Origin of the sequence: Streptomyces sp. TG1A-8, assembly GCF_030499535.1 — a bacterium.
In the GTDB taxonomy this organism is placed as follows: Bacteria; Actinomycetota; Actinomycetes; order Streptomycetales; family Streptomycetaceae; genus Streptomyces.
Window position 1 is genome coordinate 1,202,746 of record NZ_JASTLB010000001.1, and the last position, 24,693, is coordinate 1,227,438.

The 24,693-nt window shown below is 74.1% G+C and carries 19 protein-coding genes; 8 read left to right on the forward strand and 11 right to left on the reverse strand.

The window, feature by feature from the left end; genetic code table 11:
• Positions 1 to 53: 53 nt before the first annotated feature.
• From QQY24_RS04845 to QQY24_RS04865, 5 genes are read right to left on the reverse strand one after another with little or no spacing between them, the layout of a single operon-like run.
• On the reverse strand, positions 54 to 926 hold the full coding sequence (locus QQY24_RS04845) for a glycosyltransferase family 2 protein (RefSeq protein ID WP_301971411.1): 873 nt from the start codon (positions 924 to 926) through the stop codon (positions 54 to 56).
• 5 nt (positions 927 to 931) lie between these two features.
• Complete coding sequence (locus QQY24_RS04850; RefSeq protein ID WP_301971412.1) at positions 932 to 1,711, reverse strand: CDP-alcohol phosphatidyltransferase family protein; 780 nt, start codon at positions 1,709 to 1,711, stop codon at positions 932 to 934.
• Positions 1,689 to 2,750 (reverse strand): iron-containing alcohol dehydrogenase family protein, encoded by a 1,062-nt coding sequence (locus QQY24_RS04855; protein ID WP_301971413.1) that lies wholly within the window; start codon positions 2,748 to 2,750, stop codon positions 1,689 to 1,691. The genes QQY24_RS04850 and QQY24_RS04855 overlap by 23 nt, the downstream gene beginning before the upstream one ends.
• Complete coding sequence (locus QQY24_RS04860; RefSeq protein ID WP_301971414.1) at positions 2,738 to 3,490, reverse strand: phosphocholine cytidylyltransferase family protein; 753 nt, start codon at positions 3,488 to 3,490, stop codon at positions 2,738 to 2,740. Before QQY24_RS04860 ends, QQY24_RS04855 begins: the two co-directional genes overlap by 13 nt.
• Positions 3,487 to 5,292 (reverse strand): DUF5941 domain-containing protein, encoded by a 1,806-nt coding sequence (locus QQY24_RS04865; protein ID WP_301971415.1) that lies wholly within the window; start codon positions 5,290 to 5,292, stop codon positions 3,487 to 3,489. Before QQY24_RS04865 ends, QQY24_RS04860 begins: the two co-directional genes overlap by 4 nt.
• A gap of 278 nt (positions 5,293 to 5,570) precedes the next feature.
• On the opposite strand from QQY24_RS04865, the gene galE reads away from it, so the two are divergent.
• The 3 genes from galE (at position 5,571) to idi (ending at position 8,403) form a co-directional block, all read left to right on the forward strand.
• On the forward strand, positions 5,571 to 6,542 hold the full coding sequence (galE, locus tag QQY24_RS04870) for a UDP-glucose 4-epimerase GalE (protein ID WP_301971416.1): 972 nt from the start codon (positions 5,571 to 5,573) through the stop codon (positions 6,540 to 6,542).
• Between the two features lie 141 nt (positions 6,543 to 6,683).
• Complete coding sequence (locus QQY24_RS04875; RefSeq protein WP_301971417.1) at positions 6,684 to 7,625, forward strand: cation diffusion facilitator family transporter; 942 nt, start codon at positions 6,684 to 6,686, stop codon at positions 7,623 to 7,625.
• A gap of 184 nt (positions 7,626 to 7,809) precedes the next feature.
• Positions 7,810 to 8,403 (forward strand): isopentenyl-diphosphate Delta-isomerase, encoded by a 594-nt coding sequence (gene idi / locus QQY24_RS04880; protein ID WP_301971418.1) that lies wholly within the window; start codon positions 7,810 to 7,812, stop codon positions 8,401 to 8,403.
• Between the two features lie 40 nt (positions 8,404 to 8,443).
• Here idi and QQY24_RS04885 read toward each other — a convergent pair whose 3' ends face one another.
• On the reverse strand, positions 8,444 to 8,974 hold the full coding sequence (locus QQY24_RS04885) for an ATP-binding protein (protein WP_301971419.1): 531 nt from the start codon (positions 8,972 to 8,974) through the stop codon (positions 8,444 to 8,446).
• Between the two features lie 313 nt (positions 8,975 to 9,287).
• Here QQY24_RS04885 and QQY24_RS04890 point away from each other — a divergent pair, with 313 nt between their 5' ends.
• Together QQY24_RS04890 and QQY24_RS04895 are read left to right on the forward strand one after the other, a co-directional pair.
• A complete protein-coding gene (locus QQY24_RS04890) occupies positions 9,288 to 10,043 on the forward strand; it encodes an enoyl-CoA hydratase/isomerase family protein (RefSeq protein ID WP_301971420.1) in 756 nt (251 codons plus the stop codon).
• A 142-nt stretch (positions 10,044 to 10,185) separates the two neighbouring features.
• Entirely contained in the window at positions 10,186 to 12,570 is a 2,385-nt protein-coding gene (locus QQY24_RS04895) for a Tex family protein (RefSeq protein ID WP_301971421.1), read from the forward strand.
• 173 nt (positions 12,571 to 12,743) lie between these two features.
• On the opposite strand, the gene QQY24_RS04900 is transcribed toward QQY24_RS04895, so the two are convergent.
• Entirely contained in the window at positions 12,744 to 14,384 is a 1,641-nt protein-coding gene (locus QQY24_RS04900; protein ID WP_301971422.1) for an ABC-F family ATP-binding cassette domain-containing protein, read from the reverse strand.
• 145 nt (positions 14,385 to 14,529) lie between these two features.
• On the opposite strand from QQY24_RS04900, the gene QQY24_RS04905 reads away from it, so the two are divergent.
• Complete coding sequence (locus QQY24_RS04905) at positions 14,530 to 15,468, forward strand: FAD-dependent oxidoreductase (RefSeq protein WP_301971423.1); 939 nt, start codon at positions 14,530 to 14,532, stop codon at positions 15,466 to 15,468.
• A gap of 291 nt (positions 15,469 to 15,759) precedes the next feature.
• Complete coding sequence (locus QQY24_RS04910) at positions 15,760 to 17,262, forward strand: M1 family metallopeptidase (protein ID WP_301971424.1); 1,503 nt, start codon at positions 15,760 to 15,762, stop codon at positions 17,260 to 17,262.
• 226 nt (positions 17,263 to 17,488) lie between these two features.
• Here QQY24_RS04910 and QQY24_RS04915 read toward each other — a convergent pair whose 3' ends face one another.
• Complete coding sequence (locus QQY24_RS04915) at positions 17,489 to 18,955, reverse strand: amino acid permease (protein WP_301971425.1); 1,467 nt, start codon at positions 18,953 to 18,955, stop codon at positions 17,489 to 17,491.
• A 212-nt stretch (positions 18,956 to 19,167) separates the two neighbouring features.
• On the opposite strand from QQY24_RS04915, the gene QQY24_RS04920 reads away from it, so the two are divergent.
• Positions 19,168 to 19,923, forward strand: coding sequence for a MerR family transcriptional regulator (locus tag QQY24_RS04920; RefSeq protein ID WP_301971426.1), 756 nt, complete (start codon positions 19,168 to 19,170; stop codon positions 19,921 to 19,923).
• A gap of 9 nt (positions 19,924 to 19,932) precedes the next feature.
• Here the strand turns inward: QQY24_RS04920 and QQY24_RS04925 are convergent, their stop codons facing one another.
• From QQY24_RS04925 to QQY24_RS04935, 3 genes are read right to left on the reverse strand one after another with little or no spacing between them, the layout of a single operon-like run.
• Entirely contained in the window at positions 19,933 to 22,110 is a 2,178-nt protein-coding gene (locus QQY24_RS04925; RefSeq protein ID WP_301971427.1) for a 3-hydroxyacyl-CoA dehydrogenase NAD-binding domain-containing protein, read from the reverse strand.
• Positions 22,111 to 22,151: 41 nt separating this feature from the next.
• Positions 22,152 to 23,366, reverse strand: a complete 1,215-nt coding sequence (locus tag QQY24_RS04930; protein WP_301971428.1) for an acetyl-CoA C-acetyltransferase — start codon at positions 23,364 to 23,366, stop codon at positions 22,152 to 22,154.
• 41 nt (positions 23,367 to 23,407) lie between these two features.
• A complete protein-coding gene (locus tag QQY24_RS04935; RefSeq protein ID WP_301971429.1) occupies positions 23,408 to 24,562 on the reverse strand; it encodes a CaiB/BaiF CoA-transferase family protein in 1,155 nt (384 codons plus the stop codon).
• Between the last annotated feature and the right edge of the window lie 131 nt (positions 24,563 to 24,693).

Here is a 24,693-nt window from a genome sequence, read left to right on the forward strand (position 1 = left end):
TCTCACTCACGGGTGGGGGCTTTCGTCTTCGCGTTCGTCTCGGGTCGAGCTTGTCAGATGACGGGGGGCCGGCCCAGCCGGGTCAGCCGCCACACCGTACGCCAGCGCATGGGCCGCCGGGGACCGCACGGGGTGGACCAGCCCTCCTTGAAGCCGCCGAACCAGGCCCTCAGGGCCGGACCGGAGGGGCGGCGCAGCAGGGTCAGCAGCAGCCAGACCCCCAGGTAGACGGGGACCAGGAGGGCGGGGAGGTTGCGGCGGGCCAGCCAGACCCGGTTGCGGGCGACCATGCGGTGGTAGACCGCGTGCCGCGAGGGGGCGGTCGTCGGGTGGTACAGCACCATGTCGGACCGGTAGTCGATCATCCAGCCCGCGTCGAGGGCCCGCCACGCCAGGTCGGTTTCCTCGTGGGCGTAGAAGAATTCCTCCGGGAGCGCGCCGACCTCCGCGAAGACCCGGGTGCGGACGGCGTTGGCGCCGCCGAGGAAGGTGGTGACCCGGGAGGAGCGCAGCGGGTCGGAGGCGCGCAGCCGCGGCACGTGCCGGCGCTGGGTCTCACCGGTGACGGGGTCGGCGATGCGGAAGCTGATGATGCCGAGACGGGGGTCGGCGGCGAAGGCCTCGCGGCACAGTTCGGCGGTGTCGTTGCGGGCGAGCAGGCCGTCGTCGTCGAGGAAGAGCAGTACGTCGACGTCGCGGCCGCCGGGTCCGAAGGCCTCGACGCCGACGTTGCGGCCGCCGGGGATGCCGAGGTTCTCCGGCAGTTCCACGGTGCGCACGCCCTCGGGGACGTCCGGGACGGGCGAGCCGTTGCCGACGACGACCACCTGGACGGGGTCGCCGTCCTGCTTGGCGACGGAGTCGAGCAGGGCGCGCAGCTCGTCGGGGCGGTTGCCCATGGTGATGATGACGGCGCCGACCTTCACGGCACTCACCTCAGCCTGCTGGACGCGAGGATGGACACCAGGTGCAGCAGGGTCTGCAGCACCGCGATGCCGGCGAGGACGGCGGTGCCGAGCCGGGTGAAGAACAGGTCGCCGCGGGCCTGGTCCACGATCGCGAGGACCAGGATCAGCAGCGCGGCCTCGATGCCGAGGATCAGCCGGTGGAACTTCAGCGCGGCGGCGGCCCGGCGGGCCAGGGCCATGCCGGAGGAGCGCGGCTCGGCGGCGGACTCCTGCACGGGCGCCATCCCGGCCTGGTGCCGGGCGACGCCGACCAGGTCGGTCTCCGCCTTGATCAGGATGGCGCCGAGGGCGGCGAGGGTGCCGAGGAAGGCCCACAGCCAGTCGATGCGGCCGCTGCCCCACAGGTCGGCGGCGCGCAGCCCGAGGCCGACCAGGACGGCGGCGTCGGTCAGGTAGGCGCCGACCCGGTCCAGGTAGACCCCGCCGAGCGAGTACTGCTTCTTCCAGCGGGCGACCTCGCCGTCGACGCAGTCCAGCAGCAGGTAGAGCTGGGTGGCGACCACGCCGAGCACGGCGCCCGCGATCCCCGGCACCAGCAGGGCCGGGGCCGCGAGCACGCCGCAGACGGTCATCAGGTACGTGAGCTGGTTGGGCGTGACCCTGGTGTTCACCAGGTAGCGGTCGACGCGCAGGGACACCTCACGCATGTAGAGGCGTCCCGCCCAGTGCTCACCGCTGCGCCGGTCCTTCACCCCGGCGGGGTGGACGACCGGCCTGAGTTCAGCTACCGATGGCCTTGACATAGTCGGCGTAGGTGTCCTTGATCTGGTTCGTCTTGAGGTCGAGGTGTTCGAGGATGGTGTAGCGCCCGGGCCTGGTCTCCGGGGCGAACTCCACGGCGCGGACGAACTCGTCCACGGTGAAGCCGATCTCCTCCGGCAGGACCGGGAGCCCGTGCCGGCGCAGTACCGCGGCCATGTACGCCGACTCCTCGTGCGCTCCGCGCAGGTACATCGCGAAGGCGGCGCCCAGGCCGCACTGCTCTCCGTGGGCGGCGGCCCGCCGGGGGAAGAGCAGGTCGAAGGCGTGGTTGATCTCGTGGCAGGCCCCGGAGGACGGGCGGGAGTCGCCCGACACGGACATGGCGATGCCGGTGAGCACCAGGGCCTCGGCGAGCACCTGCAGGAAGCCGTCGTCGCCCACTCCGCCGGGGTGGCGCAGCACCGCCTCGCCGGCCTGCCGGGCCATGGCGGCGGCGAGGCCGTCGATCTTCTCCCCGTTGACGCGGTGCGCCAGCTCCCAGTCCGCGACCGCGGAGATGTTGGAGATGGCGTCGCCGATGCCGGAGCGCACGAACCGGACGGGAGCCTCCCGGATCACGTTGAGGTCGATGACCACCGCGATCGGGTTCGGCACGCCGTAGGAGCCGCGGCCCGCGTCGTTGTCGAGGGTGGCGACCGGGGAGCACAGGCCGTCGTGCGCCAGGTTGGTGGCCACGGCGACCAGCGGCAGGCCGACGCGGGCCGCCGCGAACTTGGCGCAGTCGATGATCTTCCCGCCGCCCAGGCCGACGACCGCGTCGTAGTGGCCGGCCTTTATCTCGCCCGCCAGCCGGACCGCGTCGTCGATGGTGCCGCCGCCGACCTCGTACCAGGTGGCGCCGGGCAGGGAGGGGGCGATCCGCTCGCGCAGCCGGGCGCCCGAGCCGCCGCTGACGGCGATGGCGAGCCGGCCCGACTGCGAGATGCGTTCGTCGGCGAGGACGTACGCCAGGTCGTCCAGGGCACCCGGGCGGATGTCCACGACGACCGGCGAGGGGATGAGCCGGGTCAGTACTGGCACGCGATCTCCCGTCCGCGGGCGAGGTCGTCGTGGTTGTCGATCTCGACCCACTCGACGTCGCCGATCGGTGCCACGTCGATCCTGAAGCCCCGGTCGACCAGCTCCTGGTAGCCGTGCTCGTAGAACTGCTGCGGATCGCTCTGCCAGACCGTCTTCAGCGCGTCGGCCAGCTCGGGCGCGGCGTCGCCCTCGATGAGGGTGACGCCGATGTACTCGCCGGTGGCCTCGGCGGGGTCCATCAGCTTGGTGATCCTCGTCATGCCCCTGTCGGGGTCGGCGACGACCTTCATCTCCTCGTCCGCGAGGGACTTGACGGTGTCGAGGGCGAGGATGATCCTCCTGTCTCCGCCGCGGGCCGCCAGCAGCGTCTTCTCGACGGAGACCGGATGGACGGTGTCGCCGTTGGCGAGGATCACGCCGTCCCCGAGGGCGTCACGGCCGCACCACAGCGAGTAGGCGTTGTTCCACTCCTCGGCCCTGTCGTTGTCGATGAGGGTGAGCTTGAGGCCGTACTTCCGCTCCAGGGCCGCCTTGCGCTCGTAGACGGCCTCCTTGCGGTAGCCGACGACGACCGCGACCTCGGTCAGGCCGATCTCGGCGAAGTTGCCGAGCGTCAGGTCCAGGACCGTGGGTTCGCCCTCTATGCCCGCGGGGCCCACCGGCACCAGAGCCTTGGGGAGGCTGTCGGTGTAGGGACGCAGACGCCGTCCGGCGCCGGCCGCCAGCACGAGGCCGATCATGCGGGTTCTCCTTCATCGTGTACGGCGGGCGCGCCGTCCTGGTGGGCGCTCACCCAGAAGCGGATGCTCTCGACGAGCACCACCAGGGCGACAACCACGGCGAGGACCGCGAGCGCGACTTCGAACCGCGTGGCGGTGAGCACCGCGGCCAGGACGGTCACGAGCAGCGTGCGCCCCTCGTGCCCTGCGATGGCGCGCACCAGCCGGGCCGGGGGCGCCCCGGCGTTGCCGCGGATGCGGTACACCGTGTCGTAGTGATGGTAGGCGACCGCGGCCACCAGCCCGAAAGCCGCGGGAAGGGCTCCGCTCGCGTCCGCCCTGGCCGCCAGCACCAGGACGGTGCCGTACTCGGCGGCGCGGAAGACCGGGGGGACCAGCCAGTCGAGGGCGCCCTTGAGGGGGCGGGCGACGGCGAGGGCCGAGGTGAGGACGTGGACGAGGGCGCCGGCGACCGGCAGGAGGCCGCCGAAGCCGGTCAGGGCCGAGCAGGCCACCACGGCGGCGGCGCCGAGGAGGGCGGCGGCGGGGACGGCGAACCCGGGCAGGCCCCGCTCGGCCGGGCGCCCGAGCACCTCGGCGAGCGGGCCGGAGTCGGCGAGGTCGGCGAGCGCCTGCGCGGCCCGGTCGGTGCGCCGGGCCCTGCGGGTCACCGAGCGCAGCACGCGGCCGGCGGTGGTGTAGGCGGCGGCGAAGGCGCAGCCGGCGAGCAGCACCCAGAAGGTGATGCGGGGGGTGGTGGCCGCCGTGAGGACGGCGATCATGGCCCAGCGCTCCCCGATGGGCAGGACGATCATCCGGCGCACCCAGACCGTCCAGCCGACGCTGTCGAGCCTGCCGGACAGGGCCGCGGTGGGGCTGGTGTTGGCGGTGGCGTCGTGGTTGGCCTCGTTGAAGGAGAAGTCCACGACGTGCCGGCAGGTCTGCAGGACCATCGCGCCGAGGGCGAGGGCCCACACGTCGTCGCCGCCGCGGGCCGCGCCGAGGGCCAGACCGGCGTAGTAGGCGTACTCCTTGGCCCGGTCGAAGGTGGCGTCGAGCCAGGCGCCGAGCGTGGAGTACTTCAGCGCGTAGCGGGCGAGCTGGCCGTCGGTGCAGTCCAGCACGAAGGAGGCGATCAGCAGCACGCCGGCCGCGATGAAGCCGCCCCGGGTGCCCGTCGCCGCGCAGCCGGCCGCGATCAGGGCGGTGAGCAGGGAGGCGGTGGTGACCTGGTTGGGGGTCAGGCCGCGGCGGGCGCACCAGCGGGCGAGGTAGCGCGAGTAGGGGCTGATGAAGAAGGTGGTGAAGAAGCCGTCGCGGGCCTTCACGGCCGACTTCAGGCGGACGGCCTCGTCGTCGACGGCGGCGACGGCCTGGCGGGCCTCGTTGCGGGCCTGCGGGTCGGCGGGGACGGCGGCGACCAGCCTGCCCAGTTCGGGGCGGTACACCTCGCCGTCGGTGTCGAGGGCGGTGACGACCCGGTCGGCCAGGCTGTCGACGGCCACCGCCGTGCCGCCGCCGGCGGAGGTCTCGTGGACCAGCGCCCGGGCCAGCGCCCGCCGGGCGGCCGGCTGGGCGGTGACGGCGCCGGGGACCGCGGCGAGCGGGAAGCGCGGGTCGGTCAGGCCGAGGCGCAGCGCGTGCACGTGACCCACGAAGCGGGCGTCGACCAGGGCCACGCGCCGGCCGGCGGGGACGGCCGCGAGCAGGGCCTGGACCCCGGAGGCGTCGGCGGCCACCCGCACGTCGAAGCCGAGCGACCGCAGATCGTTCTCGAGTGACGATCCGGGGACCGGCTGACCGGTGACGATGGCGGTCGACAACCGAACTCACTCCCTGGGTGCCGGCGTGTCGACGCCGGTCTTTCGCGTGGTGGGGCGCCCCTGCCTGCGGCACCCGGGCGGCATGTCGGCAGAGGCTATCGGATGGCCCGCGGCCCTTGTTCACCGCCCGTTCACGGTCCGGTCCACGGGGGGCCGTGCCGGCCTTTTCCTCGATCATCATGGGCGATCCGGGGCCCGGCCCACAAACCACCGGTCGCAGAACCGGGCATCCCCCGGCATCACGGACACGGGCGGGCGTCGGCATAGGGTGGGCGACCATGACGTGGCTGATCACCGGCGGTGCCGGATACATCGGGGCGCACGTGGCACGGGCCATGGCCGGCGCCGGGGAGAGCGTCGTGGCGCTGGACGACCTGTCGGCCGCGGTGCCCGAGCGGCTTCCGGCCGAGGTCCCGCTGGTCGCGGGCTCGACGCTGGACGGGGACCTGCTCGAGCGGGTGTTCGCGCAGTACGGCGTGACCGGCGTCGTCCACCTCGCGGCGCGCAAGCAGGTCGCCGAGTCCGTGGCCCGGCCCACCCGCTACTACCGGGAGAACGTGGGCGGCCTGGCCACGCTCCTGGACGCGGTCGCCGGGGCGGGGATCCGGCGGCTGCTGTTCTCGTCGTCGGCGGCCGTGTACGGCAACCCGGACGTGGACCTGATCACCGAGGACACCCCGTGCGCCCCGGTGAACCCGTACGGCGAGACCAAGCTGGCCGGGGAGTGGCTGGTGCGGGCGGCGGGCCGGGCGCACGGGATCTCGACGGTGTGCCTGCGCTACTTCAACGTGGCCGGGGCCGCCGCGCCGGAGCTCGCGGACACCGGGGTGTTCAACATCGTGCCGATGGTCTTCGACCGGCTCACCCGCGACGAGGCACCGCGGATCTTCGGTGCCGACTACCCGACGCCGGACGGCACCTGCGTCCGGGACTACATCCACGTGGCCGACCTCGCCGAGGCGCACCTCGCGGCGGCGCGGCGGCTGTCCGGCGGGGACCTCGCGGAGGACCTGACGCTGAACATCGGCCGCGGCGAGGGCGTCTCCGTGCGCGAACTGATCACGGTCATCGGCGAGGTCACCGGCGACCGGCGGCCGCCCGTCGTCGAGGGGCGCCGGCCCGGGGACGCGCCGCGCGCGGTCGCCTCGGCCGAACGGGCCGCCGAGGTGCTGGGCTGGCGGGCCCGGCGCGGGGTGCGCGAGATGGTCGAGTCGGCGTGGCTCGGCTGGCGGACGCACCACCGCAAGTGAGCCGGCGCCGCCCTGACCTGCGATTCGTTTGCGCAGGTCAGGGCACATGACAACGGTGTTCAGTGCCGCGTTGCCCGATACCCCCCGCCCGTAGTTGACTGTGGGCCCGGAAACCCTCGGGACACGAAGGGCGGTCGCCTCATGGGGGCAGGGCACGACCACGGCCACGGGCACACCCACGCACCGCCCGCGGGCACGGCGGCGGCCGCCTACCGCGGCCGGCTGCGGATCGCGCTGGGCATCACGCTGCTGGTCATGGTGGTCGAGATCGCCGGCGGTCTCGTCGCCGACTCCCTCGCGCTGATCGCGGACGCGGCCCACATGGCGACCGACGCGGTGGGCCTGGGCATGTCGCTGTTCGCCATCCACTTCGCCGCCCGCCCGCCGAGCACCCGGCGCACCTTCGGCTACGCCCGCGCCGAGATCCTCGCCGCCCTGGCCAACTGCCTGCTGCTGCTCGGCGTCGGCGGTTACGTGCTCTACGAGGCGATCGAGCGGTTCGTCACGCCCGCGGACACCGCGGGCGGCGCGATGGCCGTGTTCGGCCTGGTCGGCCTGGTCGCGAACACCGTCTCGCTGGCCCTGCTGATGCACGGGCGCAAGGAGAGCCTGAACGTGCGCGGCGCCTTCCTGGAGGTGGCCGCGGACGCGCTGGGCTCGGTGGCGGTGCTGGTCTCCGCGGCCGTGATCCTGGCCACGGGCTGGCGGGCCGCCGACCCGGTCGCCTCGCTGGTCATCGGGGTGATGATCGTGCCGAGGACGCTGAAGCTGCTGCGGGAGACGCTGGACGTGCTGCTGGAGGCGGCCCCGGAGGGCGTCGACATGGCGGAGGTGCGGGCGCACGTCCTCGCGCTGGAGGGCGTGGAGGACGTCCACGACCTGCACGCGTGGACCATCACCTCCGGTATGCCGGTGCTGTCCGCGCACGTCGTGGTCAGCTCGGAGGTACTGAACGCCATCGGCCACGAGAAGATGCTGCACGAGCTGCAGGGCTGCCTCGGCGACCACTTCGACGTGGAGCACTGCACCTTCCAGCTGGAGCCCGGCGGGCACGCGGAGCACGAGGCGCGGCTGTGCCACTGACCCCGCGCACCGCTGTTCGGCACCCCCGCGCGGTTCCCCGCCGCGGGCCCGGGGCACGATGATCCCCCGGGCCCCGCCTCCGGTGCCGCGCCCCGGGCGGGACGTGCTCACGTGCCGGGAGGTGCCGGGAGCGCCGGATCCGTACGGCAGACTTGGGGCGCGAGCACCGAGGCGAAGGATGGGTATGCCGATCACACCTGACACCGCGACGCACAGTTCGTCGAACGGCACCGCAGAAGCGATCTTGCTGGAACTGGTCGACGAGAAGGGTGCGACGGTCGGCACCGCGGAGAAGCTGGCGGCCCACCAGGCGCCGGGACAGCTGCACCGGGCGTTCTCCGTGTTCCTCTTCGACGAACGGGGCCGGCTGCTGCTCCAGCGGCGCGCGCTCGGCAAGTACCACTCCCCCGGTGTGTGGTCCAACACCTGCTGCGGCCACCCCTACCCCGGCGAGGCGCCCTTCGCGGCGGCGGCCCGGCGGACGCACGAGGAGCTGGGCGTCTCGCCCTCGCTGCTGGGCGAGGCGGGCACGGTCCGCTACAACCACCCGGACCCGGCCTCGGGCCTGGTCGAGCAGGAGTACAACCACCTGTTCGTCGGCCTGGTCCAGGCGGCGCTCGCGCCGGACCCGGAGGAGGTCGCCTCGACCGCGTTCGTGACGGCGGCCGAGCTGGCGGAGCGGCACGCCCGGGACCCGTTCTCGGCGTGGTTCATGACCGTGCTGGACGCGGCGCGTCCGGCGATCAGGGAGCTGACGGGCCCGTCCGCGGGCTGGTAGCCGCGGCGGCCCCGGCCCTTGCGGCCCCGGCCCCGCGGACCTACGAAACGGCCGCGGGTTCGAGCGGCAGGGCGGCCCAGATCACCTTGCCACCGCTCGCCGTGTGCTCCACGTCGATCACTCCGCCGGCCTCCCGGGCCACCTCCCGCACCAGGAGCAGCCCCCGGCCGCCGGTCCGGCCGTGGTCGGCCTCCAGGGCGGTCGGGCGGTAGGGGTGGTCGTCCTCCACCGACACCCGTACCCACTCGGCGCCGACGGCCACCTCCACCGCGAGCACCGGCGACAGCAGCGCGGCGTGCCTGACCACGTTCGTGACCAGCTCGGACACGATCAGCAGCAGTCCGTGCACCAGGTCGTCGCAGAGCGGTGCGCCCTGGCGCAGCAGCAGGTCCCGTACGGCGTGCCGCGCCTGCGGGACCGACGCGTCCACGGCGGCCGCGGTGAACCGCCAGACGCCCTCGTACGGCAGTGGATCGGGCGGGCGTCCGGCGCCCCGCGACGGGCGCGCACCGTCCCCGCACCCGTGGTCGTCCCTCGTCCGGTCGCCGTCCTCGCGCTCGATTGTCACCACGCGTCAAGTGTTGGTAACGACCCGCTGCGCTTCGGATGACTGAACAGAAGTCGGCTGTTATCGAACGCTTCTGACCGCCGGCGTGTGACACGGGCGATGGGGGGACCGTTCCTGTCCCCCGCGCGCCGGTTCCCGAACCCTTCGCGCGGTCACGGTGCGGTGCGCGGGCGCTTCCGCGATCATGCCGACGGCCCGGTGCCCCGGCGGCTTCCGCGACGAACCCGGCGGGCGCGGACACAGCCCCCTGCCCCGGCGCCGGGAGCCGACGGCACCGCCGTCCCGCCCCGAAGGGCCCGCCGGTACCATCCGGCGCATGGAACCCCAGGTGTCGCACCAGGTCGCCGACTCCGTCGCCACCGTGCTCATCTCCCACCCGGCCAAGCGCAACGCGATGACCGCCGCGATGTGGCGCGCCCTGCCGCCGCTGCTGGACGGACTGGCCGCCGATCCCCGGGTGCGCGCGCTCGTGCTGACCGGCGAGGGCGGCACCTTCTGCGCGGGCGCGGACATCTCCACGCTGCGGGGGTCGCCCGCCGAGGCGCAGGAGCTGGCGGTGGCGGCCGAGGAGGCCCTCGCCGCGTTCCCCAAGCCGGCCCTCGCGGTCGTGCGCGGCCACTGCGTGGGCGGCGGTGCCCAGCTCGCGGCGGCCTGCGACCTGCGGCTGGCGCAGGAGGGCGCGCTGTTCGGGGTGACGCCCGCGAAGCTCGGCATCGTGTATCCCGCGTCCTCGACCCGCCGGCTGGTGGCGCTGGTGGGGCCGGCGACCGCCAAGCACCTGCTGTTCTCGGGCGAGTTCATCGACGCGGAGCGCGCCCTGCGCACCGGGCTCGTGGACGAGGTGCTGCCGGAGGGGGAACTGGGCGAACGGGTCGCGGAGCTGACCCGGACCCTGGTGTCCCGCTCGCAGCTCACCCAGGCCGCGGCGAAGGAGTTCGCGGACGGCCGCACCGACCGGGACGCCCACTGGGCGCGGCAGGCGCGCGGCAGCGACGACGCCGCGGAGGGCGTCGCCGCGTTCCTGGAGCGCAGGCCGCCCCGCTTCGCCTGGAGCGTGCCCGCGCCGGACTGAACCGCCGGCGGCGGCGAACGGGACGGGCGGCGCCCGCCCTCCCCGCCCCGGCGGCCCGCCGGGGCGGCCGCCCTGATCCCCGGTCGTCGGTGTCACCTGCCACAATTGCCGCGCAACCTCAGTGAGAAGGCGGTACGGGATCGTGACGACACCCCTCGTAGGGTCCATCGAAGGCAGGATCGCCGGGGAGCTCGGCGTACGGGAGCGGCAGGTGAAGGCCGCGGTGGAGCTGCTCGACGGCGGTTCGACGGTGCCCTTCATCGCCCGCTACCGCAAGGAAGCCACCGAGATGCTCGACGACGCGCAGCTGCGCACGATCGAGGAGCGGCTGCGCTACCTGCGGGAGCTGGAGGAGCGGCGCACGGCGGTCCTGGAGTCGGTGCGCGAGCAGGGCAGGCTCACCGAGGAGCTGGAGGCCCGCATCCGCGGCGCCGAGACCAAGGCGCGGCTGGAGGACGTCTACCTGCCGTTCAAGCCCAAGCGGCGCACCAAGGCGCAGATCGCGCGCGAGGCGGGCCTGGAGCCGCTCGCCGAGGGCCTGCTCGCCGACCCGGCGACCGAGCCGCTGGCGGCCGCCGCCGCGTTCGTGGACGCCGGCAAGGGCGTCACCGACCCGCAGGCCGCGCTGGAGGGCGCCCGGGCGATCCTGGCCGAGCGGTTCGCCGAGGACGCCGACCTGATCGGCGAGCTGCGCGAACGCATGTGGGTGCGCGGCCGGCTGGTGGCGAAGGTCCGCGAGGGCAAGGAGGAGGCGGGCGCGAAGTTCGCCGACTACTTCGACTTCACCGAGCCGTTCACCGAACTGCCCTCGCACCGCGTCCTGGCGATGCTGCGCGGTGAGAAAGAGGAGGTCCTCGACCTCGTCCTGGAGCCGGAGGAGCCCACCCAGGGCCCCTCCTCGTACGAGGGGATCGTCGCTTCGAGGTTCGCCGTCGCCGACCGGGGGCGGCCCGCCGACAAGTGGCTGGCGGACACGGTCCGCTGGGCCTGGCGCACCCGGATCCTGGTCCGCCTCGGCATCGACCTCAGGCTGCGGCTGCGCACGGCCGCCGAGGACGCGGCCGTGCAGGTGTTCGCCGCCAACCTGCGGGACCTGCTGCTGGCCGCGCCGGCCGGCACCCGCGCGACGCTCGGTCTGGACCCCGGCTTCCGCACGGGCGTGAAGGTCGCCGTCGTCGACGCGACGGGCAAGGCCGTCGCCACCGACGTGATCCACCCGCACGTCCCGGCCAACCGGTGGGACGAGGCGATCGCCAGGCTGGCCCGGCTGGCCGAGGAGCACGCGGTCGAGCTGGTCGCCATCGGCAACGGCACCGCGTCCCGGGAGACCGACAAGCTCGCCGGTGAACTCCTCGCCAGGCACCCCGAGCTGAAGCTCACCAAGGTCATGGTGTCCGAGGCCGGCGCCTCGGTGTACTCGGCGTCGCAGTACGCCTCGCAGGAACTGCCCGGCATGGACGTGTCGCTGCGCGGCGCGGTCTCCATCGCCCGCCGGCTGCAGGACCCGCTGGCCGAACTGGTGAAGATCGACCCGAAGTCGATCGGCGTCGGCCAGTACCAGCACGACCTGTCGGAGGTGAAGCTCTCCCGCTCGCTGGACGCGGTGGTGGAGGACTGCGTCAACGGCGTCGGCGTGGACGTCAACACCGCCTCCGTGCCGCTGCTCTCGCGGGTGTCCGGCATTTCCGCCTCGCTCGCCGAGAACATCGTCGCGCACCGGGACGCCAACGGGCCGTTCACGTCCCGCTCCGAGCTGAAGAAGGTGCCGCGGCTCGGCCCGAAGGCGTACGAGCAGTGCGCGGGCTTCCTGCGCATCCGGGGCGGATCCGACCCGCTGGACGCCTCCAGCGTGCACCCCGAGGCGTACCCGGTGGTGCGGCGCATGGTGAAGACGACGGGGCAGCAGGTCGCCTCCCTCATCGGCAACACCGGCGTGCTGCGCTCGCTGCGGCCGGCGGACTTCGTGGACGACACGTTCGGTCTGCCGACCGTCACCGACATCCTGAAGGAGCTGGAGAAGCCGGGGCGCGACCCGCGGCCCGCGTTCCGGACGGCCACCTTCAAGGAGGGGGTGGAGAAGCTCTCCGACCTGTCCGCCGGGATGGTGCTGGAGGGCGTGGTGACGAACGTGGCCGCCTTCGGCGCGTTCGTGGACGTCGGTGTCCACCAGGACGGCCTGGTGCACGTCTCCGCGATGTCGAAGACGTTCGTGAAGGACCCGCGGGACGTGGTGAAGCCCGGCGACATCGTCAAGGTGAAGGTCCTCGACGTGGACGTCCCGCGCAAGCGGATCGCGCTGACGCTGCGGCTGGACGACGAGGCCGCCGCGCGGGGGGCGGACGGGGGCCGGCCGCAGCGGGGCGGCGGGGCCCGGCCGCCCCAGCAGCGGCAGGGGCAGCGGCAGGGCCGTACCGACCGGGGCGGTGACCGGGGCGGGCGGCAGGCTCCGCCGCCGGCCGGCGGTGCGATGGCCGACGCGCTGCGGCGGGCGGGGCTGCTCGATCCGAAGAACGGGCGGCGGGCCTGAGCACCGGGGCTCCGCCCCCTGCGCCCGCCCGGCGCGCCTCACGGGGCCGTCTCCCGCGCCCCGTGAGACGCGCCGGAGGGTGCGGGGCCCAGGGCCTGTGGTCCCGATCCCGCCGGGCTCGCGGGCCCCGGTGCCCGATCGGGCCCGATCCGGCCCGATCCGGACGGAAGGCCCTAGCGTTCGGCCACCGTGCCCGCCGCCACCTCCAGGCGGCGGGTCACCCGGACCGCGTCGAGCATGCGGCGGTCGTGGGTGACCAGCAGGAGGGTGCCCTCGTAGGAGTCGAGGGCCGACTCCAGCTGCTCGATGGCGGGCAGGTCGAGGTGGTTGGTCGGTTCGTCGAGGACCAGGAGGTTGACGCCCCTGCCCTGGAGCAGGGCGAGGGCCGCGCGGGTGCGTTCGCCCGGGGAGAGGCCCCCGGCCGGGCGCAGCACGTGGCCGGACTTCAGGCCGAACTTGGCGAGCAGGGTGCGCACCTCGGCCGGCTCGGTGCCGGGGACGGCCGCGGCGAAGGCGTCGAGCAGCGACTCGGTCCCGTGGAAGAGCCGGCGGGCCTGGTCGACCTCGCCGACCAGCACGCCCGAGCCGAGCGCGGCGTGGCCCGAGTCCAGCGGCACGCGGCCTAGCAGGGCGCCGAGCAGGGTGGACTTGCCGGCTCCGTTGGCTCCGGTGACCGCGATCCGGTCCGCCCAGTCGACCTGCAGGGACACCGGGCCGAAGGTGAAGCCGCCGCGCCGGACCTCGGCGTCCCTGAGGGTCGCCACGACCGCGCCCGAACGCGGCGCGGCGGCGATCTCCATGCGCAGTTCCCACTCCTTGCGGGGCTCCTCGACCACGTCCAGGCGCTCGATCATGCGCTGGGTCTGCCGGGCCTTGGCGGCCTGCTTCTCGCTGGCCTCGCTGCGGAACTTGCGGCCGATCTTGTCGTTGTCGTCGCCCGCCCTGCGCCGGGCGTTCTTCACGCCCTTGTCCATCCAGGCCCGCTGCGTCCGGGCGCGGTCCTGGAGGGCGGCCCGTTTGTCGGCGTACTCGTCGTAGTCCTCGCGGGCGTGCCGGCGGGCGACCTCTCGCTCCTCCAGGTAGGCCGCGTAGCCGCCGCCGTAGAGGTTGATCCGCTGCTGGGCGAGGTCGAGTTCGAGGACCTTGGTGACCGTGCGGGTGAGGAACTCGCGGTCGTGGCTGACGACGACGGTGCCCGCGCGCAGACCGGTGACGAAGCGCTCCAGGCGTTCCAGGCCGTCGAGGTCGAGGTCGTTGGTGGGCTCGTCGAGCAGGAAGACGTCGTAGCGGGACAGCAGGAGGGAGGCGAGGCCGGCGCGGGCCGCCTGGCCGCCGGACAGGGAGGTCATCGGCTGGTCGAGGCCGACGGCCAGGCCGAGGGAGTCGGCGACCTCCTCGGCGCGCTCCTCCAGGTCGGCGCCGCCCAGGTGCAACCAGCGCTCCAGGCTGCCGGCGTAGGCGTCGTCGGCGCCGGGCGCGCCGTCGACCAGCGCCTGCGTGGCCTCGTCCATGGCCCGCTGGGCCCCGGCGACGCCGGTGCGGCGGGCCAGGAACTCCCGGACGCTCTCCCCGGGCCTGCGCTCGGGCTCCTGCGGGAGGTGGCCGACGGCCGCGGTCGGCGGGGAGAGCCTGAGGTCGCCCTGCTCGGGCGGGGCCAGTCCGGCGAGCAGGCGCAGCAGGGTGGACTTGCCCGCGCCGTTGGCACCGACCAGCCCGATCACGTCGCCGGGCGCGACGACGAGGTCGAGTCCGGAGAAGAGGGAGCGGTCGCCGTGCCCGGCGGCGAGGTTCTTGGCGACGAGGGTGGCAGTCATCAGGGGCCGATCCTAATGCGCCGTGCGGCCACCGCTCAGCGGGGTTTCCCGGCCCGGGCCGCCGCGACGGGGCCGCCGCGGTGCCGGGCCCGCGGGCCGTGCGAACGGCGGACACGGCGGTGGGGCAGGCCTTATCGTCCCTGGCGTGGAGCGCGGGTCGAGTGACGAAGTGGTCGTGGTCGGGAGCGGGATCGCCGGGCTGACGACGGCGGTGCTGCTGGCCGAGTCCGGGCGGCGGACGCGGGTGTGGGCGCGGGAGCCCGCCGGGCGCACGGCCTCGGCGGTCGCCGGCGCCCTGTGGTGGCCGTACCGGATCGGCCCCGAGCCCCTGGTCGGTGCGTGGGCGCTGGACACCCTCGGGGTGTACGAGGAACTGGCGGACCGCCCCGGGGAGACGGGGGTGCGTCTGGTCGACGGCGTGCACCGCGGGGCGCGGCTGGACGAGCTGGGCGCGTGGGCGGGCCGGGTGCCGGGGCTGCGGGCGGTGGCCGACGGCCTGGCGGCGCGGCTGCCGCTGATCGACATGCCGGTGCACCTGGCCTGGCTGCGGGAGCGCTTCGCGCGGGCGGGCGGCACGGTCGAGGAGCGGGAGGTGACGGACCTGGCGGCGGTGCCCGCCGCCGTCGTGGTCAACTGCACCGGTCTGGGGGCGCGTTCGCTGGTGCCGGATCCGGCCGTGCGCCCCGTGCGGGGGCAGCTGGTCGTGGTGGAGAATCCGGGGATCACGACCTGGTACACCTCCGTCGACCATGTCCCGGACGCCTCCACGTACTTCTTCCCGCAGCCGGGCGGACTGCTCCTCGGCGGCACGGCGGAGGAGGACGCCTGGTCCCGGGAGCCGGACCCGGCCACGGCCGCGGAGATCGTCGCCCGCTGCGCGGCCGTCCGCCCGGAGATCGCCGGTGCCCGGGTGCTGGCCCACCGGGTGGGGCTGCGGCCCGTCCGGGACGCGGTGCGGCTGGAACGCCGGTCCCTGCCGGACGGGCGGACCCTGGTGCACAACTACGGCCACGGCGGCGCCGGGGTCACGGTGGCCTGGGGCTGCGCCCGGGAGGCGGCCCTGCTGGCGAGCGCGGCGGCGTGAGCCGGCGGGCCGTGTTCCCGGGTGGCCGGGCGGCCGGCTCGCGGGTCGCGGCCGGGCCGTGTGCGGGGGACCTCCCGGCGTGCGGGCCGGCGTGCGCGGACGGTGCTCCCGCCGGCGTGCCCGCCGACCGCCGCGCAGGAGGGGGCCGCCGACGCACCGCCGGCACCCGTGACGGCCGGATGGCGGTCGTGTGACAGCGGGGGCCGTGGACGGCCCGCGGGTCGCGGGGGCTCAATAGGCTTCGCACGTGTTTCCCGAACGGACGCACCCTCCCCACGACTTGGAGCTGACGTGCACCGCAGAATCCTCGCACCGGGCGCACTCGCGGCGGCCTCCCTCCTGCTGGCGGTTCCGGCATCGGCCGCGAGCCGCTCCCCCGGCGCGCCGGGCATCGGCGACCCCTACTACCCGTACTACGGCAACGGCGGCTACGACGTCTCCCACTACGACCTGAGGCTGCAGTACCAGCCGCGGACCGACGCGCTGGAGGGCACGGCGACCATCTCGGCGCGGACCACGCAGGACCTGTCCGGCTTCGACCTGGACTTCCTGCTGGACGTGAGCGAGGTGCGGGTCAACGGCGCCCGGGCGGCCTTCACGGCGTCCGGCGAGCACGAGCTGGTGGTCACCCCCAAGGCGCCGCTGGCCGCGGGCACGCCGATCACCGTCGTCGTCCGCTACAGCGGGGTGCCGTCGACGAAGAGCGCGTACGGGTTCACCACCTGGCACCGCACGCCCGACGGCGCGGTGGCCGCCGACGAGCCCGAGGCCGCCTGGTGGTGGTTCCCGAGCAACGACCACCCCAGCGACAAGGCCACCTACGACGTGTCGGTGGCCGTGCCCGACGGCACCCGGGCCATCTCCAACGGCACCCTGCAGTCGACCAGTTCGAAACTGGGGTGGACGCGCTACACCTGGCGGCAGAACAAGCCGCAGGCCACCTACCTGGCCACCCTGGCGCTCGGCAGGTTCGACCTCACCACGAGCACCTCCGAGGGCGGGGTGCCGGTCGTCAACGCCTACAGCGAGGACCTCGGCGACGACGAGGGGGCCGCGCGGGCGAGCCTGGAGCGCACCGGGGAGATCGTGGACTGGCTGAGCGGCTACTTCGGGCCGTACCCGTTCGCCTCGGCCGGCGGGTACGTGCCGAACACCACCACCGGGTACGCGCTGGAGACGCAGACCCGCGTCTTCTACAGCCCGAAGCAGTTCGCCAACGGCTCCAACACCTCGGTGGTCGTGCACGAGCTGGCCCACCAGTGGTACGGCGACGACGTGTCGCTGAAGGGCTGGAAGGACATCTGGCTCAACGAGGGCTTCGCGCGGTACGCGCAGTGGCTGTGGTCCGAGCACGAGGGCGAGGGCACGGCGCAGGAACTCGCCGACTACGTGTACGCCTCGCACCCGGCCGACGACCCCTTCTGGACGGTCGCGCCCGGTGACCCGGGCCCGGACCACCAGTTCGACACCCCCGTCTACGACCGGGGGGCGCTCGCCGTCCAGGCGCTGCGCAACGAGATCGGCGACGACGCGTTCTTCGCACTGCTGAAGGGCTGGCCGAAGGAGCACGCGTACGGCAACGCCTCGGTGGCCGACTTCCAGCGGTACGCCGAGCAGGTCTCCGGCACGCCGCTGGCCGCGCTGTTCGACACCTGGCTGTTCCGGCCGTCGAAGCCGGCCGCGCCCGCGGCGCGCGCGGCGTCCGTCGCGCAGCCGGCCGCGCCCGGGACCGCCGTCGCGCAACCGCGGTCGTGGAAGGGGATCGAGGCGACGAACGGCGTGCACGGGCGCTGATGCCCCGGGGCGGCCGTCACCGGCCGGGCCCGGCCGGCCGCCCGAGGAGGTCGTGCCGGCCCACCGCGTCCGCGCGGGTGGCCGGGACGGTGCAGGCGCGGGCCCGGCGACGGCGCCGCGGCGGGCGCACCGCCCGGCGGGGCGGTCGTGAGGGCCGGGGAAGCGCTCTGCGGCACCGCAGCCCGGTGCCACTGCCCGTGGCACCGGGCTGCGGTGCCGCTCCGCCCTACCGCGGCAGCCCCGTCGGCTCCTGGCCGGCGGCCCGGGACACCCGGCGGCGCACGCCGAACCAGCCGGCGAGCAGGAGGACGGCGATCACCGGGATGAGCAGCAGGGTCTTGCGGCCGACCTCGGCGTCGTTGCCCATCATGCCGAGGCAGACCAGCAGGAAGGCGATCGTGGCGATCTCCGCGACCGGGCTGAACCGCAGCCGGAAGGGGGGCCGGGTGACCAGGCCGGCGCGGGCGCGGCGGACGAAGACCAGGTGGCAGATCATGATGATCACCCAGGTGCTGATGATGCCGAGGGAGGCGACGTTCAGCACGATCTCGAAGGCCTGGCTGGGCACCAGGTAGTTCAGGCCGACGCCGAGCACGCAGACCGCGCAGGTCAGCAGGATGCCGCCGTAGGGGACCTGGCTGCGGTTCATGCGGGCGGTGAACCTGGGCGCGGAGCCCGCCGTGGCCATGGAGCGCAGGATGCGGCCGGTGGAGTACAGGCCGGAGTTCAGCGAGGACATGGCGGCGGTCAGCACGACCAGGTTCATCACGTCACCGGCCGCCGGGACGCCGATCTTCGACAGGACCGTCACGAAGGGGCTCTCGTCGGCGGAGTACACCGAGCCGGGCAGCAGCAGGGCGAGCAGCACGACGGAGCCGACGTAGAACAGGCCCACCCGCCACATGATCGAGTTCACCGCGCGCGGGACGACCTTCTCCGGTTCGGCGGTCTCGCCCGCGGCCACCCCGACCAGTTCCAGGGCGGCGTAGGCGAAGATCACGCCCTGCATTACGAGGACCACCGGCATCACGCCGTGCGGGAGGAGGCCGCCGTGGTCGGTGATGACGCCCGGGCCCGGCTTCCGGCCGTCCACGTCGTGCTGGGTGGCGAGCAGGAAGACGCCGATGAGCATGAAGCCGACGAGGGTGACGACCTTGATGATCGCGAACCAGAACTCCATCTCGCCGAAGATCTTCACCGAGATCAGGTTCACGGCGAGGACCACCGCGAGGGCGACCAGCGCGAGCACCCACTGCGGGATGGAGGTGAACGTGCTCCAGTAGTGCGCGTAGAGCGCGATCGCGGTGATGTCGGCGATGCCGGTGGTCGACCAGTTCAGGAAGTACATCCAGCCGGCGACGTAGGCGCCCTTCTCGCCGAGGAACTCGCGCGCGTAGGACACGAAGGAGCCGGAGGACGGGCGGTACAGCACCAGCTCGCCGAGGGCGCGGACCACGAAGAAGGCGAAGACTCCGCAGACCAGGTAGGCCAGGGCGAGTGCCGGGCCCGCGCTGTGCAGGCGGCCGCCGGCGCCCAGGAACAGGCCGGTGCCGATGGCGCCGCCGATGGCGATCATGTTGACGTGGCGGGCCTTGAGGTCCTTGCTGTAGCCGGCGTCGCCCGCGTCCGCGGGCGTCCGGGCCGCCTGGTCGGGGGCGGCGGCCTGTGCCGATTCCACGGCGTCCTTGCTCACGGGCGGTCCACTTCCTGGTGCGCCCGGACCGGGTGGGCCCGGGGTTCGTGCAGGTGACGGCCCGCACCGGCCCTGGTGAGCCGCGGTACAGACCAAAGCAGCAGTTTCCCAGAGCGGACGACCGGCATGCGGTGGCCTAGGTCACAGAGCGGTACTTCTCACATCTCCTCCCCGGGTTTCACACCTTTGGTGAGACAGCGATACTGCTGCGCATGACGACCGAGGCCGAGGAGCCGACCCTCACCATCGACGAGCTGGCCGCGCGGTCCGGCGTCTCCGTGCGCACGGTCCGCTTCTACAGCACCCGCGGCCTGCTCCCGCCGCCGCGGATCGGCCCGCGCCGGGTGGGGCGCTACGGCCGTGCGCACCTGGCGCGGCTGGAGCTGATCGAGGAGCTGCAGCTCCAGGGCATGACGCTGGCCGCGATCGAGCGGTACCTGCGCCGGCTGCCGCCGGACCTGAGCGCGCAGGACCTCGCCGTGCACCGGGCCGTCGTGTCCTCGTGGGCCCCGGAGGCGGTGGAGACGGTGCCGCGGGAGGAGCTGGGGCGGCGGGCCGGTCGGGCGCTGTCCGACGAGGACGTGCGCCGGCTGGTGGCGATGGACGTGGTCGCCCCCGCCGCGGACGCGCAGGACGCCTACCGCGTCGACTCCGGGCTGCTGCGGCTCGGCGTGGAACTGCTCGACGTCCCGCTGTCCCAGGAGGTGGTCCTGGCGGCCCGCGCCTCGCTCATCGAGCACTCGCGCGCCGCGGCGCGGGAGCTGTCGCGGCTGCTGCGGGACGCGGTCGCCGAACGGGACGCGCAGGACGTGCGCTCCCTGTCCGCGCACGTGCAGCCCCTGGTGGTGCAGGCCCTGCTGACGACCTTCCAGCGGTCGCTGAAGCGGGAGGTGCGGGAGTGGCTGGCGGAGGCGGAGCAGGAGCACACCCGGGAAGAACGGCCTCCCCGGGGTGCGCCCCGCGCGTGAGGCGGTGTCTCAGCGCCCGTCGGTGAAGGTCTCCCCCTTGGCGGCCTTCTCCACGAGCAGCGCGGGCGGGGTGAACCGCTCGCCGTAGCGCTCGGCGAGCTCGCGCGCGCGTGCCACGAAGCCGGGCAGGCCTCCCTCGTAGCCGTTGACGTACTGCAGCACACCGCCGGTCCAGCCGGGGAAGCCGATGCCGAGGACGGAGCCGATGTTGGCGTCGGCCACGGAGGTCAGGACGCCCTCCTCGAGGAGGCGCACGGTGTCCAGCGCCTCGGAGAAGAGCATCCGCTCCTGCATGTCCCGGAACGGGATCTCGTGGCCGGGCCGGGTGAAGTGCTCGCGCAGCCCCGGCCACAGCCCGGCCCGCCGGCCGTCCTCCGTGTAGTCGTAGAAGCCGGCCCCGCCGCTGCGGCCGGTGCGGCCGAACTCGTCGACCAGGCGGTCGACGACCGCCTCGGCCGGGTGCGCGGTCCAGGTGCCGCCCGCCTCCTCCACGGCCCGCTTCGCCTCGCTGCGGATCCTGCGCGGCAGGGTGAGGGTCAGCTCGTCCATGAGGGAGAGCACCTTGGCCGGGTAGCCGGCCTGGGCGGCGGCCTGCTCCACGGAGGCGGGCTCGATGCCCTCGCCGACCATGGCGACGCCCTCGTTGATGAAGTGGCCGATCACCCGGGAGGTGAAGAACCCGCGCGAGTCGTTGACGACGATCGGCGTCTTGTTGATCTGGCGGACCAGGTCGAAGGCGCGCGCGAGGGCCTCGTCGCCGGTCCGGCCGCCCTTGACGATCTCGACCAGGGGCATCTTGTCGACGGGCGAGAAGAAGTGCAGCCCGATGAAGTCGTCCTGGCGCTCCACGCCCTCGGCGAGCGCGGTGATGGGCAGGGTGGAGGTGTTGGAGCACAGCAGCGCGTCGGGGGCGACGACGTGCTGGACCTCCTGGAACACCTTGTGCTTGAGCGCGATGTCCTCGAAGACGGCCTCGATGACCGCGTCGCAGCCCGCGAGGTCGCCCGCCTCGGCCGTCGGGGTGATCCGGGCGAGCAGCGCGTCGGCCTTCTCCCGGGTGGTGCGGCCCTTGGCGACGGCCTTGGCGCACAGCTGCTCGGAGTAGCCCTTGCCCCTGGCGGCCGCCTCCAAGGAGACGTCCTTCAGGACGACGTCGATGCCCGCGCGGGCGCACGCGTAGGCGATGCCGGCGCCCATCATGCCCGCGCCGAGGACGGCGGCCCGGCGGACCCGGCGGGGCTCGACGCCCGCGGGCCGGCCGGCGCCGGAGTTGACGGCCTGGAGGTCGAAGAAGAACGCCTGGATCATGTTCTTCGCGGTCTGCCCGGCGGCCAGTTCCACGAAGTAGCGGGCCTCGATGACCTGGGCGGTCTCGAAGTCCACCTGGGCGCCCTCGACGGCGGCGGCGAGGATGTTGCGCGGCGCCGGGTAGGGGGCGCCGCCGGTCTGCTTGCGCAGGTTGGCCGGGAACGCGGGCAGGTTGGCGGCGAACTTCGGGGTCGACGGCGTACCGCCGGGGATCCGGTAGCCGGGCCGGTCCCAGGGCTGCTGCGACTCGGGGTGGGCGTCGATGAAGGCGCGGGCCTTGGCGACCAGTTCCTGCGGGGTGTCGGCGACCTCGTCCACCAGGCCGTTGTCCAGGGCGCGCCGGGGGCTGTACTGGGTGCCCTGCAGGAGCACCTTCAGCAGCGCGTCGGTGATGCCGAGCAGGCGGACGGTGCGCACGACCCCGCCGCCGCCGGGGAGCAGGCCGAGGGTGACCTCGGGGCAGCCGATCCTGGAGCCCGGCGCATCGAGGGCGATCCGGTGGTGGCAGGCGAGGGCCAGTTCGTACCCGCCGCCGAGGGCCGCGCCGTTGAGGGCGGCGACGACCGGCTTGCCGAGGGTCTCGATGCGGCGCAGGTGGCGCTTGAGGACGAGGCCGCCCTCGAACAGCTCCTGCGCGGTCTCGGGGGTGACCCGGATCAGGTCGCGCAGGTCCCCGCCGGCGAAGAAGGTCTTCTTCGCCGAGGTGAGGATGACGCCGCGGATCGCGTCCCGCTCGGCCTCCAGGCGGTCGGTGACCACGGCGAGGGAGTCGCGGAACGCCTGGTTCATGGTGTTCGCGGACTGGTCCGGGTCGTCCAGGACGAGGGTGACGACACCGGTGTCGTCCTGCTCCCAGCGGATGGCGGTGCTTTCGGTCATGACGGTCGTCTCCGTTGAGGTGTCGTGATTCCGCGGGGAGGTCAGATGCGCTCGACGACGGTGGCGATGCCCATGCCGCCGCCGACGCACAGGGTGGCCAGTCCGTACCGCTTGTCCTGGCGTTCCAGTTCGTCCACCAGGGTGCCGAGGATCATCGCCCCGGTGGCGCCCAGCGGGTGGCCGAGGGCGATGGCGCCGCCGTTGACGTTGACCTTGTCCAGGCTGAGGCCCATGTCCTTGACGAAGCGCAGCACGACCGCGGCGAACGCCTCGTTGATCTCGACGAGGTCGATGTCGCCGATGTCCAGCCCGGCCCTGGCCAGGGCCTTGCGGGTGGCGGGGGCGGGGCCGGTGAGCATGATGGTCGGCTCGGAGCCGGAGACGGCGGCGGAGACGATCCGGGCGCGCGGGGTGAGGCCGTAGCGCTCGCCGACCTCCGCGGAGCCGATCGCGACCAGGGAGGCGCCGTCCACGATGCCGGAGGAGTTGCCCGCGTGGTGGACGTGGTCGATCCTCTCCACCCAGTGGTACTTCTGGAGCGCGACCGCGTCGAAGCCGCCCAGTTCGCCGATGTCCGCGAACGACGGCTTGAGCGAGGCGAGGGAGTCGGCGGTGGTGCCGGGGCGCGGGTGTTCGTCGTGGTCGAGGACCACGAGGCCGTTGCGGTCCCTGACGGGGACGACCGAGCGGTCGAAGCGGCCCTCCTTCCAGGCGGTGGCGGCGCGCTCCTGGGACAGGGCTGCGTACTCGTCCACGTCGCGGCGGGAGAAGCCCTCGAGGGTGGCGATGAGGTCGGCGCCGATGCCCTGCGGCACGAAGTTCACCGCGAGGTTCGTCATCGGGTCGTTGAACCAGGCGCCGCCGTCGGAGGCCATCGGGACGCGGGACATGGACTCCACGCCGCCGGCGAGGACGAGGTCCTCGAAGCCGGAGCGGACCTTGGCGGCGGCCATGTTCACGGCCTCCAGGCCGGAGGCACAGAAGCGGTTCTCCTGGACGCCCGCGACCGTGTCCGGCAGCCCGGCCGCGATCGCGGCGATCCGGGCGATGTCGGAGCCCTGGTCGCCGACCGGGCCGACGACGCCCAGCACGATGTCGTCGATCGCGGCCGGGTCGAGGTCCGGGAAGCGGCTCCGGATCTCGTGGATGAGGCCGACGACCAGGTCGATGGGTTTCGTGCCGTGCAGGGCGCCGTTCGCCTTGCCACGGCCGCGCGGGGTGCGGATCGCGTCGTACACGTACGCTTCGGTGCTCACTGGCGTGCCTTTCGGGAGGGTGGGCCGGGCGGCGGGCGGGGTCAGACGCCGTCCGTGCCGGGGGCGTCGTTCGCGAGTTCGGGCAGGCCCCACTCCCGTGCCACCGCCCCGGCGCCGGCGCCCGGCAGGGCGGGGCCGGTGCGGACGGCGGTGGGGGTGGCGGAGAAGCGGGGGGCGGGGGCCGGTTGGGTGATGCCGGCGTGGTCGGTGAAGGTGCCGCGGGCGGCCAGGTGCGGGTGGTGCGGGGCCTCCCCGAGGGACAGCACGGGGGCCACGCAGGCGTCGGAGCCGTCGAAGACGGCCGTCCAGTGCGCGCGGGTGCGGGACCTGAAGCGGGCGGCGACCCGCTCGCGCAGCTCGCCCCAGCGGGCGGGGTCGGTGCGGGCGGCCCCGGCCGGGTCGTCCAGGCCTAGCAGGCGCAGGAACTCCTCGTAGAAGCGCTCCTCCAGGGCGCCGACCGCCATGTACCGGCCGTCGGCGGTCCCGTAGGTGCCGTAGTACGGGCAGCCGCCGTCCAGGAGGTTGGCGCCGCGCCGGTCCTGCCAGCCGCCGGCGGCCAGCATGCCGTGGATCATCGCGGACAGGTGCGCCGTGCCGTCGACGACGGCGGCGTCCACGACCTGGCCGGTGCCGGTGGCGCGGGCGTGGTGCAGGGCGGCGAGGACGCCGACGACCAGGTAGAGGGAGCCGCCCGCGTAGTCGCCGAGCAGGTTGGCGGGGACGGCCGGGGGCCCGTCCGGGGGGCCGATCATGCCGAGGGTGCCGGTGAGGGCGATGTAGGCCACGTCGTGGCCGGCGCGGCCGGCCAGGGGGCCGTCCTGTCCCCAGCCGGTCATCCGGCCGTAGACCAGGCGGGGGTTGCGGGCGTGGCAGGCCTCGGGGCCGATGCCGAGGCGCTCGGCGACGCCGGGGCGGTAGCCCTCGATCAGGACGTCGGCGCGCGCGGCGAGGGCCAGCACGCGCGCGGGGCCGTCCGGGGCCTTGAGGTCGACGACGACCGAGCGCTTGTTGCGGTTCGTCACGTCGTACGCCGGATCGATCGCCAGGCCGGGGCCGCCCGGGCGGTCCACCCGGACCACGTCGGCGCCCAGGTCGGCCAGGAGCATGGCGGCGAACGGGCCCGGCCCGATGCCGGCCAGCTCCACCACGCGCACGCCGCGGAGCGGCCCCTGCCCCGGCGTCGCTGCCGTCGTCATGCCGTGCTCCCCACGCGTGTGACACAACTGATGTAACACCGGTGATGCTAGGAAGGTGGCCCACCGGACACAAGACCTGGACGAGCAAGCGCTCAGCCAAATGCCCGCCGACGCCACGCTCCCGGCCCGGC